The 13667-nt window shown below is 66.7% G+C and carries 10 protein-coding genes; 8 read left to right on the top strand and 2 right to left on the bottom strand.

Annotation, left to right across the window (positions count from 1 at the left end; genetic code table 11):
* Positions 1 to 90 precede the first annotated feature (90 nt).
* The 7 genes from argE (at position 91) to NGK62_RS03230 (ending at position 8033) form a co-directional block, all read left to right on the top strand.
* On the top strand, positions 91 to 1242 hold the full coding sequence (argE, locus tag NGK62_RS03260) for an acetylornithine deacetylase (protein WP_054450578.1): 1152 nt from the start codon (positions 91 to 93) through the stop codon (positions 1240 to 1242).
* 131 nt (positions 1243 to 1373) lie between these two features.
* The gene (gene trpB / locus NGK62_RS03255) at positions 1374 to 2573 is read left to right on the top strand and encodes a tryptophan synthase subunit beta (protein WP_054451311.1); all 1200 of its coding nucleotides are present in this window, start codon (positions 1374 to 1376) and stop codon (positions 2571 to 2573) included.
* Positions 2574 to 2583: 10 nt separating this feature from the next.
* The gene (trpA, locus tag NGK62_RS03250) at positions 2584 to 3447 is read left to right on the top strand and encodes a tryptophan synthase subunit alpha (RefSeq protein ID WP_059374808.1); all 864 of its coding nucleotides are present in this window, start codon (positions 2584 to 2586) and stop codon (positions 3445 to 3447) included.
* A 35-nt stretch (positions 3448 to 3482) separates the two neighbouring features.
* Positions 3483 to 4358, top strand: a complete 876-nt coding sequence (gene accD / locus NGK62_RS03245; RefSeq protein WP_054450581.1) for an acetyl-CoA carboxylase, carboxyltransferase subunit beta — start codon at positions 3483 to 3485, stop codon at positions 4356 to 4358.
* A 233-nt stretch (positions 4359 to 4591) separates the two neighbouring features.
* Positions 4592 to 5140 carry an acyloxyacyl hydrolase gene (locus NGK62_RS03240; protein ID WP_251877407.1) on the top strand — a complete coding sequence of 183 codons (549 nt, stop codon included), beginning with the start codon at positions 4592 to 4594 and terminating at the stop codon, positions 5138 to 5140.
* 294 nt (positions 5141 to 5434) lie between these two features.
* Positions 5435 to 6442 (top strand): Bug family tripartite tricarboxylate transporter substrate binding protein, encoded by a 1008-nt coding sequence (locus tag NGK62_RS03235; RefSeq protein ID WP_059374804.1) that lies wholly within the window; start codon positions 5435 to 5437, stop codon positions 6440 to 6442.
* A gap of 43 nt (positions 6443 to 6485) precedes the next feature.
* A complete protein-coding gene (locus NGK62_RS03230; protein ID WP_251877405.1) occupies positions 6486 to 8033 on the top strand; it encodes a UxaA family hydrolase in 1548 nt (515 codons plus the stop codon).
* Positions 8034 to 8140: 107 nt separating this feature from the next.
* Here the strand turns inward: NGK62_RS03230 and NGK62_RS03225 are convergent, their stop codons facing one another.
* Positions 8141 to 9076, bottom strand: coding sequence for a dihydrodipicolinate synthase family protein (locus NGK62_RS03225; protein ID WP_251877403.1), 936 nt, complete (start codon positions 9074 to 9076; stop codon positions 8141 to 8143).
* 174 nt (positions 9077 to 9250) lie between these two features.
* On the opposite strand from NGK62_RS03225, the gene NGK62_RS03220 reads away from it, so the two are divergent.
* Entirely contained in the window at positions 9251 to 10147 is an 897-nt protein-coding gene (locus NGK62_RS03220) for a LysR family transcriptional regulator (RefSeq protein WP_054450590.1), read from the top strand.
* A 143-nt stretch (positions 10148 to 10290) separates the two neighbouring features.
* Here NGK62_RS03220 and NGK62_RS03215 read toward each other — a convergent pair whose 3' ends face one another.
* Positions 10291 to 13368 (bottom strand): Rne/Rng family ribonuclease, encoded by a 3078-nt coding sequence (locus NGK62_RS03215; RefSeq protein WP_251877401.1) that lies wholly within the window; start codon positions 13366 to 13368, stop codon positions 10291 to 10293.
* Positions 13369 to 13667 lie beyond the last annotated feature (299 nt).

Here is a 13667-nt window from a genome sequence, read left to right as displayed (position 1 = left end):
GACATTCTAGGCGCTTCGCGCGCCGGACCACGCCGAGACGCGGAGGCGCGCTGGCCTTACACTCCTGTTTTTCCCCAAGAGAGTAGTGACATGAACGCGCGCACCTGGCTGGAAACGCTGGTTGGCTTTGACACCACCAGCCGCAATTCCAATCTTGCCCTGATCGAAACCGTACGGGATTGGCTCAAGGGCCAGGGCGTCGACGCATGGCTGGCGCACAATCCGGAGCGCACCAAGGCCAACCTGTTCGCGACCTTGCCCGCCCAGGACGGCGGCATGCAGGGCGGCATCGTGCTGTCCGGCCACACCGACGTGGTGCCGGTCGACGGCCAGGAATGGAGCACGGATCCGTTCAAGCTCGTTGAAAAAGACGGCCTGCTCTACGGCCGCGGCAGTTGCGACATGAAGGGTTTCATCGCCAGTTCGCTGGCGATGGTGCCGGAATTCCTGGCCATGCCGCGCAAGAAGCCGATGCACCTGGCGTTCTCGTATGACGAGGAAGTCGGCTGCGCCGGCGCGCCCTACATGCTGGCCGACCTGCACGAACGCGGCATCCGCCCCGAAGGCTGCGTGGTGGGCGAGCCCACCGGCATGCAGGTGGTGGTGGCGCACAAGGGCATCAACCTGTTCCGCTGCAAGGTGCACGGCAAGGCGGCGCACTCGTCGCTGACTCCGCGTGGCTGCAACGCCATCGAATATGCCGCCCGCCTGATCTGCCGCATCCGCGACCTGGCCGACAGCTTCAAGGCCAACGGTCCCTACGATCAGTTCTACGACGTGCCGTTCTCCACGATGACCACCAACCAGATCCGGGGCGGCATCGCGGTCAATACCATCCCCGAACTGTGCGAATTCACCTACGAATTCCGCAACCTGCCCGGCATGCAACCCGACGAGATCCAGGCAGAAGTTGAAAAATACGTGCGCGAAGAGCTCCTGCCGCGCATGAAGGCCGAGTTCGACGGCGCCAGCATCGAAATCGAAACCGGCGCCGCTGCTCCCGCCCTGGAAGCGTCCGAGGAAGCCGCCATCACCCAGCTGGTGCGCGCCCTGACCGAAGACCGCGCCACCCGCAAGGTCGCCTACGGCACCGAGGCCGGCCTGTTCCAGGGCATCGGCATCCCCACCGTGGTCTGCGGCCCCGGCCATATCGAACAGGCCCACAAGCCCAACGAGTACGTCGCGCTGGACCAGCTGGCCGCCTGCGACACCTTCCTGCGCCGCCTGGGGCAGTCGCTCTGAGCGCAGGCTGACGGTTCCCGGGGCGGCTGGGGCGGTGCCCCCGGCCGCTGCCGGCGTCAGGTAAAATGACGGGTTGCAAACCGGATTTGCGGCCGGCAGTGGCCTGCCGCGATACCCGGGGGAGATGCTTGGTGAAACCTTACGACTTTCCGGATGCCCAGGGCCATTTCGGCCCTTATGGCGGTGTTTTCGTGGCGGAAACGCTGATGCACGCGCTCGACGAGCTGCGCGCGGCCTATGACCATTACCGTGTCGACCCCGCCTTCCAGGAAGAGTTCAACTATGAACTCAAGCATTTCGTCGGCCGGCCCAGCCCGGTCTACCACGCACGCCGCTGGTCGGAAATGGTGGGCGGCGCCCAGATCTGGTTCAAGCGCGAAGACCTGAACCACACCGGCGCCCACAAGGTCAACAATTGCATCGGCCAGGCATTGCTGGCCAAGCGCATGGGCAAGCCCCGCGTCATCGCTGAAACCGGCGCCGGCCAGCACGGCGTGGCCACCGCCACGGTGGCGGCCCGCTATGGCATGGAATGCGTGGTCTACATGGGCAGCGAGGACGTCCGTCGCCAAGCGTCGAATGTCTACCGCATGAAGCTGTTGGGCGCGACGGTGGTGCCGGTCACGTCCGGTTCGCGCACCCTGAAGGACGCGTTGAACGAAGCCATGCGCGACTGGGTCACCAACATCGAGAACACTTTCTACATCATCGGCACGGTGGCGGGTCCCGACCCCTATCCCCGCATGGTGCGCGATTTCCAGACCGTCATCGGCAACGAATGCCTGACGCAGATGCCCGAAGCCACCGGCCGCCAGCCCGACTACGTCGTGGCGGCGGTGGGCGGCGGCTCCAACGCCATGGGCATCTTCCATCCCTACATCCCGTACGAAAACGTGCGCCTGATCGGCGTCGAGGCGGCGGGCGAGGGCATGGACAGCGGCCGCCACGCCGCCTCCCTGGCCGCGGGCCAGGTGGGCGTGCTGCACGGCAACCGCACCTACGTCATGCAGGACGCCGATGGCCAGGTCCAGGAAACCCATTCTGTCTCCGCCGGCCTGGACTACCCGGGCGTCGGTCCGGAACATGCCTGGCTGAAGGACTCCGGCCGCGCCGAGTACGTCGGCATCACCGACGCGGAAGCCCTCAAGGCTTTCCACGACTGCTGCCGCATCGAAGGCATCATGCCCGCGCTGGAGTCGTCGCACGCCATCGCGCAAGCCGTGAAGATGGCCGCCACGCTGCCGCGCGACGCCGTCATCCTGGTCAATTTGTCGGGCCGTGGCGACAAAGACATGCATACCGTGGCCGAACAGGCCGGCATCGAGCTCTGAGGCCCTGTCCATGACCACTCGCACCGACCGCATCGCCGCCGCTTTTGCGCGCACCGCCGAATCCGGCCGCGCCGCGGCGCTGATTCCCTATATTGCCGCGGGCGACCCTTCGCCCGCCGCGACCGTACCCCTGATGCACGCGCTGGTCGAGGCCGGCGCCGACGTCATCGAGCTGGGTGTGCCGTTCTCGGATCCCATGGCCGACGGCCCGGTGATCCAGCGTGCCGCCGACCGCGCCATCGCGCAGGGCGTGGGCCTGGCCCGCGTGCTGGAGCTGGTGGCTGAATTCCGCCAGCGCGACGCATCCACGCCGGTGGTGCTCATGGGTTATGCCAACCCCATCGAACGCATGGGCCAGGCCGATTTCGCGCGCCGCGCCGAGCAGGCGGGCGTGGACGGCGTGCTGGTGGTGGACTATCCGCCCGAAGAGGTCGTCGAGTTCGCCGCCACGCTGGGTGAGCACGGCATTGCGCCGATCTTCCTGTTGGCGCCCACGTCCACGGAAGCGCGCATCAAGGCCGTCGCCGAAGTGGCGCGGGGTTACGTGTACTACGTGTCGCTCAAGGGCGTCACGGGTTCGGGCTCGCTCAACACCGACGACGTCGCCGAGCGTCTGGCCGTGATCCGCCGCCACGTGCGCGACATTCCGGTCGGCGTGGGCTTCGGCATCCGCGACGCCGAAAGCGCCCAGCGCGTGGCGCGCGCGGCCGACGCCGTCGTGATCGGCAGCAAGCTGATTGAAACCATGGAGCAGGCGGCGGCGAATGCCCCCGCGGCCCAGAAAACAGACGCCGCAGTCACCGCCGCCAGCGGCTGGCTGCGCACCATCCGGCAAGCGCTGGATCAAGTAAAACGAGCAAGCGCGTCGGCCTGAGCGGCGGGCGTGACCTCATACGGGATGAATAATCAATGAGCTGGATCGAAAAACTCCTGCCTCCTCGCATCAATAAAACCAGCGAAAGCGGCCCCCGCCGCGTTCCCGAAGGCCTATGGGTGAAATGCCCGTCGTGCGAATCGGTGCTGTACAGCGAAGACCTGGCGGCCAATCTGCACGTCTGCCCCAAGTGCGACCACCACATGCGCATCGGGGCCCGTGCCCGCATCGATTCGCTGCTGGATGTCGAGGGCCGCGTCGAGATCGGCCAGACCACGCGTTCGGTCGATACGCTGAAGTTCAAGGACACGCGCAAGTACCCCGAGCGCCTGCAGGAAGCGGTCAAGCAAACCGGCGAAACCGACGCGCTGGTGGTCATGAGCGGTTCGATCCGCGGCGTATCCGCTACGCTGGCCTGCTTTGAATTCGAATTCATGGGCGGCTCCATGGGCTCGGTGGTGGGCGAGCGCTTCGCGCGCGGCGCCCAGGCCGCGCTGGACAACAAGACGCCCTTCATCTGCGTGGCTGCCTCGGGCGGCGCGCGCATGCAGGAAAGCCTGCTGTCGCTGATGCAGATGGCCAAGACCAACGCCATGCTGACTCGCCTGTCGGCGGCCGGCCTGCCGTTCATCAGCGTGTTGACCGACCCCACCATGGGCGGCGTGTCGGCCAGCTTCGCCTTCATGGGCGACGTGGTCATTGCCGAGCCCAAGGCGCTGATCGGCTTTGCCGGCCCGCGCGTGATCGAACAGACCGTGCGCGAAAAGCTGCCAGAAGGCTTCCAGCGCGCCGAGTTCCTGCTGCAGAAGGGCGCCATCGACATGGTCGTGGACCGCCGCCAACTGCGCGAGGAAATCGCCCGCCTGCTGGCCTTGCTGACCAATCAACCGGCGGACGTGGTTACGGCTTGAGTTTGCGCCGGCCCGTGCCCTCGGGGCGGGCCGGGCCAACTGCGCCAAGATGCCGCCGGTAGCCCAGGGCTGCCGGCGGCATTGTCATATGCGGCCCCGCGGCGGCCCATGGCGAATGATTTGCGGAACAGTGTTTTCCATCCACGATGTTGCCTGCGTGCGACAAAGCGTGAGCCTTCCGCCCCGGATTTTGCTATGTTGCGTACTAGGTTTGAAATCTACGGAGTTTTTCGATGCAGTTGATCAAGAAGAAGATGCTTATCGGCCTTGTGGGGCTTGCCCTGGCTGCAACCGCGTCGCTGGCAAGCGCCCAATCGTCCGAGGGCACCCAGGGCGGTGTCAGCATGCATTACGGCATTGGCGACCACTACCAGCGCCTGACGATCAACTACGAAACGGCTTCCGTCTGGACCTACCAGTTCGGCGGCAATTGGGGCCGCCTGGACCTGACGCCCGAACTGGGCGCGTCCTACTGGAAGGCGAACGGCTCGCGCTCCCCGGGCCATGTCTGGCAGCTCAATGCCATCCCGATGTTCCGCTGGTGGACTGGCGAACGCTTCTACATTGAAGCGGGTATCGGCGCCACGCTCTTCTCCAGCACGCGTTTCGCCGACGAGAACATCAGCACCGCTTTCCAGTTTGGCGACCACATCGGCATGGGCTTTCTCGTGACGCCGAACAACCGCATCGGCCTGCGCTATTCGCACTTCTCGAACGCCAGCATCAAGCGCCCGAACCCGGGCCTGGACGTGCTGCAGCTGACCTACACCTACCAGTTCTGATTGCGCCGCGCCTGCGGCGAACGGGGCGCGGCCACAGGGCGCGCCACACAGACAGATCCACCCCTCGGGGTGGATTTTTTTTTGGGCGCGCCGCGCGCCGTGCTTTCCGGCTCGATCTGAAACCACAAAAATATTATGTGCTGACGCTGCGTATACATACTTGTTGGTAGGGAGTGCAATGGCCAGAATGCTCTGGCACCGCACAACACACAACGAGCCGCCGCGCGGCTCCGATCCCGGCACGCATCGCTGCGGCCGGGGAGGGGCGCGACGATGGCATACGGAGACCAACGCATGAACACCCCCTGTACGCCCGCGCGTCCGCTGACGCGCATGACTGTTGCCATAGGCCTGGCCCTCGCATTTTCCTGCGGCTCGTCCGCCGTCATGGCCGAGGAGTTTCCGAATAAGCCGCTGCGCATGGTCGTGGGCTTTGCGCCGGGAGGCGGGGCGGACATCGTGGCGCGCCTGGTTGGCGCCAAGATGGCCGAAAGCCTGGGGCAGCAGGTGGTGGTCGAAAACCGGGCGGGCGCCACGGGCACTATCGCCGCCGACAACGTCGCGCGTTCGCCTGCCGACGGCTATTCGCTGTTCCTGGGTTCGCAGTCCACCATGGTGGTGGCGCCTTCGCTGTTTCCGTCCCTGCCGTTCAAGCCCGAGAAGGACTTTGCGCCGGTTTCGCAGATCGTGACCATGCCGCTGATCCTGGTGGTCAATCCGGCCCTGGTGGACGCCAAGACCGTGCAGCAACTGACCGAACAGATCCGCAAGGCCGGCGATGGCGCAATGAGCTATGCCTCGTCGGGCCAGGGCGGTCCGCAGCACATTGCCGGCGAGCTGTTTGCGCACATGGTGGGTACCAAGGTGACGCACGTGCCGTACAAGGGCGAATCGGCGGCCATGGCCGACGTGCTGGGTGGCCATGTGCCGTACATGTTCGCCAATCTGCCGGTGGCGTTGCCGCACATCAATTCGGGCAAGGTCCGGCCGCTGGCCATCACCAGCCTGAAGCGCGACCCCAAGGCGCCGCAGATCCCGACCCTGGCCGAGTCCGGCTTCAAGGACTTCGAAGTGTCGACCTGGTATGGCGTGTTTGCGCCGGCCAATACGCCCAAGCCCGTGGTGGCCAAGCTCTCCGATTCCATTCGCGCCGCCGTGCAGCAGAGCGATATGCAGGCCAAGCTCAGCGAGCAGGGTTTCACGGTGGTGGGCAGCGATTCCGACGCCTTCACGCGTTTCGTGGGTACGGAGCTGCCGCGCTGGTCGGTGCTGATCCGCGACATAGGCATCAAACCCGAATAAGCGGCCAGCCCGAGCGGGCGGCCTTTCTCTACGAGATCCAGACATGATCGATTTCACTGAAAAACGCGCGGCCGGACCCGTGATCCGGCTGCATTCCGCGGACAACGTCGTGGTGGCGCGCGTGCCCATCGGCATAGGCATGGCCGTGCCCTCCGAAGGCATCGTCAGCCGCAGCCAGATCCCGGCCGGGCATAAGATCGCGGCCCGCGACCTGCGCGCCGGCGAGCCCATCCTCAAGTACAACGTCTGTATCGGCTTTGCGGCGAGCGATATTCCGGCGGGCACCTACGTCCATTCGCACAACATGGACTTCCAGGAGTTCGACCGCGACTACGCGCATGCGCGCGACTACGTGGCCACGCCGGTCCTGCCCGAGTCCGAGCAGGCGCGCTTTCTCGGCATCGTGCGCGCCAATGGACAGGTCGCCACGCGCAACTACATCGGCGTCATGGCGACGGTCAATTGTTCGGCGACGGTGGTGCACCGCATCGCCGAGGCCTTCACGCCGCAGCTGATGGCCGCCTATCCCAATGTGGACGGCGTGGTGGCGCTGAGCCATGGCATGGGCTGCGGCATGGAGATGTCCGGCGAACCCATGGACCTGTTGCGCCGGACGATGGGCGGCTACGCCTGCCACGCCAACTTTGCCGCCGTGCTGATCGTCGGGCTGGGCTGCGAGCGCAACCAGCTGGATGCCTTGCTCAAGGACCAGGGCTTGGAGGCGGGCGCGCGGCTGAAGACTTTCATCATGCAGGAGACCGGCGGCACGCGCAAAACCATCGAAGCGGGCGTCGCCGCCGTGCAGGCGCTGCTGCCCGAGGCCAATGACGTCGAGCGCGTGCCGGTGCCGGCGCGGCACCTGACGGTGGGCCTGCAATGCGGCGGCTCGGACGGCTTTTCGTCCATTACCGCCAATCCGGCATTGGGGGCGGCCATGGACATCCTGGTGCGCCACGGCGGCACCGCCATCCTGTCCGAAACGCCCGAGATCTACGGCGTGGAACACACCTTGACCTCGCGCGCCCGCAACCGCGAGGTCGGCGAAAAGCTGGTGCAGCGCATCCGCTGGTGGAAGGAAGAGTATTCGCCGGGGCGCGATGTGCAGATCAATGGCAAGGTCAGCCCGGGCAACCAGATGGGCGGATTGGCCAACATCTTCGAGAAGTCGCTGGGCTCCTCGATGAAGGGCGGCACCACGGCGTTGATGGAGGTCTACCGCTACGCGGAGCCGGTGCGCCAGCCCGGCATGGTGTTCATGGATACGCCGGGCTTCGACCCGGTGTCCGCAACCGGACAGATCGCCGGCGGGGCCAACATGATCTGTTTCACCACCGGGCGCGGCTCGATGTTCGGCGCCAAGCCCGTGCCTTCGATCAAGCTGGCGACCAACACGCCGATGTACGAAAGGCTGACGGAGGACATGGACGTCAATTGCGGCGACATCCTGGACGGCACCGCGACCCTGCAGGAAGTGGCGCAGCGCATCTTCGAGGAAATCCTGCTGGTGGCTTCCGGCACGCGCAGCAAGAGCGAACTCCTGGGACTGGGTGATCACGAGTTCGTGCCCTGGAACATCGGCGTGGTGAGCTGAGCGGCACTGCCAAAGAAAGCGCCCCGGCGCACGGCTTCAGGTTGCCGTGCGCCGGGGCTGTTCCGTCGTTCGATGCCGCAGGCGCGGGTGCGCCCGCGGGCCCGGGGCTAGTTGTCTGCCAGGGTCTGCGCGCCCGGCATGTCAAAGCCATTGTCGTCCAGCGCGGCCTGCAGGGCAGAGCGCTGCTCTGCGTTCAGTTCCACCAGGGGCGGGCGCACGGTCGCCCAGGCCGGATCGCCGGATTTCCAGGCAATAGCGGCTTTCATCGCGGGAATCATGGGGAATTTACCGAACACGTTGCGGGTCGCGTTCAGTCCGGCCTGGCGGGCGTCGGCGTCGGCTTCCTGCCAGCGCTGTTGCAGGGCGACGATGGGGCCAGGATTGACGTTGCCGGTGGCGGTGATGCAGCCCACGCCGCCGGCGCGCAGGGTTTGCAGCAGGAAGGCTTCGCTGCCCGCATAGACTTTGAAGCCGCGCGGCGCGAAGCGTTCGATCATGGCGGCCGTGTTGTTCCAGTCCCCGCCGCTGTCCTTCACGCCGGCGACCTGGTCAGGATAGCGGTCCAGCAGCCGATTGATCAGGTCCAGGCTCAGCGGCACCTGGCTCACGGGAGGGATGTGATACAGGTACATGCGCAACCGGTCATCGCCCACGCCTTCGATCAGTTCGGCGTAGTAGCGGAACAGGCCTTCGTCGCTTACGCCCTTGTAATAGAAGGGGGGCAGGACCAGCACGCCCATGCTGCCGCTGCGCACGGCGTGGCGGGTCAGTTCGATCGCATCGGGCAGCGCGCAGGCGCCAGTGCCGGGCATCAGCGCGGACGGTTCCACGCCCGCTTCCAGCAGCGCGTCCAGCAGACTGCGCTTTTCCGACAGGGCCAGCGAGTTGGCTTCCGAGTTGGTGCCGAATATGGCCAGCCCGACGGATTGTTCGCGCAGCCAGCGGCAGTGCTTCACATAGCGGCCCAGGGCCGGGCGATAGGCTGCGTCGAACGGCGTCAGGACCGGAGAAAAAACGCCGGGAATGCTGGCTTGGGTGCTCATTGTCTCTACTCGATTTCTGATGAATGAAAAGGACGCGCCGGGCGGCGCGGCGGCAACGTCTGATTCTGGCACCGAAGCGGCCGCTGAACATCTGCTGTTTAATTGCTTCAATCCATAAAATTGTTGTGGTTTGCCCTGGCGCAAATCGTGCATGCAGAAAAAAGGGGGGACGCTTTGGATACGCGATATGTGCAGAGCTTTGTGTCGGTGGTCGAATGCGGATCGCTGGCGGAGGCCGCGCGCCGGCTGGACCTGACCCCCGCCGCGATCGCGGCGCGGGTGCGCACCCTGGAAGAGGAGCTGGGCGCCACCCTCATCAAGCGCGTCGGCCGCAGCGTCAAGGCGACCGAGGCGGGCCTGAAGGTGCTGGAGCGGGCCCGCAGCGTATTGCGCGAAGTGCGGGACCTGCGCGCCAGCGCCAGCGACGACGCGCCGCTGGGCGAATTGCGGCTGGGCGTGTCGGTGTCGGCGCTGACGGGCATCATGCCCACCGTGCTGGCGCGCCTGTACCGGCGCCTGCCCAAACTGGCGGTGTTCGTGGAGCCGGGCACCTCCAATCACCTGTACCACCGCGTGATCAACGGCGACCTGGACGCGGCCTTCATCGTCAAACCGCAATTCAACCTGTCCAAGGGCTACGCCTGGAAATTGGTGGCGGAAGAGCCGCTGGTGGTGCTGGCGCCGCCCGATACCGTGAGCAATGACGCCCACGAACTCATGAGCACGCAGCCTTTCATACGCTATGACCGCAATGTCTGGGGCGGCCGGCTGGCGGACCAGTACCTGCGCCAGCACGGCATCGTGCCGCGCGAGCGTCTGGAGGTCGATGGCCTGATGGGCATCGCCTGCATGGTGTCGGAAGGGCTGGGCGTGTCGCTGGTGCCCGATTGGGCGCCCGATTGGGTGGACAGCCGGCGCGTCAAGCGCGTGCCGCTGCCGGGGCGCGCGCCGCTGCGCTGCATGGGGATCATCTGGGCCCGGCATATGCCGCATTCGGCGTTGGCGGAAGCATTCGTTGAAGAGGCCGGTCTGGCCTTGAACCTGCCTGCGGAGCCGATAGAGGACGAGTGAACGTCCAGGACGTGCGCGCTGCGGATCGCGTCGGGCGCCGCCGCGCTGCCAAGCCTCCATGAAAAACACCCCGGACGCTGGATCGGTATCCAGCGTCCGGGGTGCGGCGTGCTGCCGGTCGCAAGCCCTTGCGGGCCTGCGGCTTAGTGGCGCGTTTCGACCTGAACCAGCGGTTCGTTGGAAACGGGCGCGACCGGCTTGCGCTCGCGGCCCAGGCGGACCGGCGTGTGTGCAGCGGCGATACGCAGCTGGGTCTGGGCGTGGCGGTCCGGATCGGTCTCCACCCACTGCAGGCCGGCGGCGTTCACCACGTCGTGCAGGGCCTGAGCCTTGGCCGACGGGGCGGCAGCCGGCAGCACGATGGGCTGGCTGGCTGCGGGCGCCGGGGCAGCCGCTTCCTGTGCCACAGGCGCGGCAGGAGCAACCGGGGCGGCCGGCGCGGCGGCGGGAGCAACCACGGGCTCGACGGCGGCGGCTTCCACCGGCGTCGTCTCGGTCGCTGCGGGGGCGGAAGCCTCGCTCGCGGCCTGCACGGACACAGGCTGGGTCACCTCGGCGGCAGCCGTCTGCACGGGCTGGGCCACGGGTTCGACGGCTTGCTCGGCTTGGACCTGCACGGGCGTTGCCGGCTGGGCTTCAACCGGAGCAGCCGCAACCGGGGCAGCCGCAACCTGGGCGGGCACGGCCTTAGCGGTTTCGGGCTGCTGGGCTTGCACCGGAGCGGCTTGGACCTGTACGGCAGGTTCCACGGCTTGCGCAGCGGTCACGGCGGGTTGAGCGGCAGCTTCTTCCGGCTGATCGATGCTGTCGTCGTCGGCGCCATCTTCCTGCTGATCGTCGCTGCCGGCCAAACCTGCTTCTTCCTGGCTGCGGCGGCCGCGGCGGCTGCGGCGGCGGCGGCGCTTGCGCTCGGGATCGGCAGCGCCTTCGGCGCCTTCCACGGCGGGTACGCCATCGGCGGTCTGTTCGGCCACGGCTTCGGCTTCGACAGCCTCGGCGGTCACCGCGGCGGCTTCAGGAGCCGGTTTGGTCTCGGGCAGGGCAGTGGCGACCGTTTGAGCCAGGGCGGCGACCATGCTTTCCTGTTCGCTCATCGGGGCGTCGGACTGGCCTTCCTCGCGGCGGTTGCGGCCACGGCCGCGGCGGCGGTTGCGGCCGGCGCCGCTGTCCTCGCCGCCGGCTTCCACGGCTTGCTCGGGACGGTTGGACGCCAGGGCCGCTTGCGTGGCCTGGGTGTCGCGTTCGCCGCGGGCGTCGTTGCGGTTGTTGCGGTCGCCGCGTTCCTGGCGGTCGCCCTCGGCGCGGCGGTTGCCGCGCACGTGGTGGCGGCCGCCTTCGCTGGCCTCGGCGCCTTCGCCGCGCGATTCGCCGCGGCGGTTGCGGTTGCGGTCCGAACCATGGCGTTCGCCACGGCGTTCCTGGCCGTCATGGCCGCTGCGGCCCTTGCCGCGGCCGGAGCTGGCGCGCTTGGCGCTGTCTTCCTGGGCGGCGGGAGCGGGCTTGGCCGCTTCGGAGCTGCCGCCCAGCCAGCCGAACAGGCGCTTGAACAGGCCGCCCAGGCCGCCGGTTGCCGCCGGCGCGGGAGCCGGCGCGGGGGCGGGCGTCGAAACCGGAGCGGGCTGCGAGGGCGTGATGCCCTTGACCAGCGCTTCCGGACGCGACTTGATTTCGTGCTCGCGCGGCTGCCAGGGAGCGTCCGTGGCCGGGGCTTCAACCAGTTCGAAGCTGGTCTTCAGTTCTTCCAGGCGCGGATCGTCGTGGCGCAGGCGCTCGATGTGGTGGTGCGGCGTTTCCAGATGCTTGTTGGGGATCAGCATCAGGTTGACCTTGAGGCGGGCTTCCATCTTGGTGATGTCGGCGCGCTTTTCGTTCAACAGATAGGTCGCAACGTCGACCGGCACTTGGGCGTGCACGGCGGCAGTGTTTTCCTTCATGGCCTCTTCCTGCAGCAGGCGCAGCACGTGCAGGGCGCTGGACTCGGCGTCGCGGATCACGCCGGTGCCGTTGCAGCGCGGGCAGGTGATGTGCGAGCCTTCGTTCAGGGCGGGGCGCAGGCGCTGGCGCGACAGTTCCATCAGGCCGAAGCGCGAAATCTTGCCCATCTGGACGCGGGCGCGGTCGAAGTGGAGGGCGTCACGCAGGCGCTGTTCGACGGCGCGCTGGTTCTTGCTGTCCTCCATGTCGATGAAGTCGATGACGATCAGGCCGCCCAGGTCGCGCAGGCGCAACTGACGGGCCACTTCGTCGGCGGCTTCCGAGTTGGTGCGCAGCGCAGTTTCCTCGATATCGGCGCCGCGCGTGGAGCGGGCCGAGTTGACGTCCACGGAAACCAGGGCTTCGGTGTGGTCGATGACGATGGCGCCGCCCGAGGGCAGCGTGACCGTGCGCGAGTAGGCCGTCTCGATCTGGTGTTCGATCTGGAAGCGGGAGAAGAGCGGGATATCGTCGCGGTAGCGTTTGACGCGCTGGACGTTGTCCGGCATCACCACGCTCATGAAGGCCGTGGCCTGGTCGGCGATCTCGTCGGTATCGATGAGGATCTCGCCGATTTCCGGGGAGAAGTAGTCGCGGATGGCCCGGATGACCAGGCTGGATTCCAGGTAGATCAGGATCGGCGCGGAGTTGTCGCGCGCGGCGCCGTCGATCGCGGTCCAGAGCTGCAACAGGTAGGACAGGTCCCACTGGAGCTCTTCGACGTTGCGGCCGATGCCGGCGGTGCGCGCGATGATGCTCATGCCCTGGGGCAGATCGAGCTGCTCCATCGTGTCGCGCAGTTCCTGGCGGTCCTCGCCCTCGACGCGGCGCGAAACGCCACCGCCACGGGGGTTGTTGGGCATCAGGACCAGGTAGCGGCCGGCCAGCGAGATGAACGTGGTCAGGGCGGCGCCCTTGTTGCCGCGCTCTTCCTTTTCAACCTGGACGATCAGTTCCTGGCCTTCGCGCAGGGCGTCCTGGATGCGGGCGCTGCGGACGTCCACGCCTTCCTTGAAGTAGCTGCGGGCCACTTCCTTGAAAGGCAGGAAACCGTGACGGTCTTCACCGTAGTTGACGAAGCAGGCTTCGAGGCCGGGTTCGATCCGGGTGATGACACCTTTGTAGATATTGCCTTTGCGTTGTTCGCGGCCGGCAGTCTCGATGTCGAGGTCGATGAGTTTTTGCCCATCGACGATAGCGACGCGTAATTCTTCCTGATGCGTCGCATTGAACAGCATGCGCTTCATGAGAGGGGTTCTCCGTTGTCATGACGCGCCGATATCGGCGCGTGACCTCGGGTCACTCGGGCTGCGGGCTGAAGCGGGCAAGAGTTGCGGACCGTACCTGGGCGGCGCCCAGGCGTATCCGCCGCGGGTCAGGCGGGCACGTCGAGCCGTGGGGCTCGGGGTTCTGTCAGCAGGAGGGTCAGCTTCACTGAATGTGGTTTGACGGAAAAGTGCTGTGAACGGCAGTTGCGGTCGGATTGGTTGCCCACGCGCAGCTGGTGCTTTAAATATGCGACGATTCTTGCGGTGCTTCAGAGCCG

The sequence above is a fragment of the Achromobacter sp. Marseille-Q4954 genome (genome assembly GCF_943737025.1).
GTDB lineage: Bacteria > Pseudomonadota > Gammaproteobacteria > Burkholderiales > Burkholderiaceae_B > Achromobacter > Achromobacter bronchisepticus_A.
The sequence above is the reverse complement of the archived record's forward strand: the minus strand, read 5'-3'. Positions and strand labels throughout refer to the sequence as shown.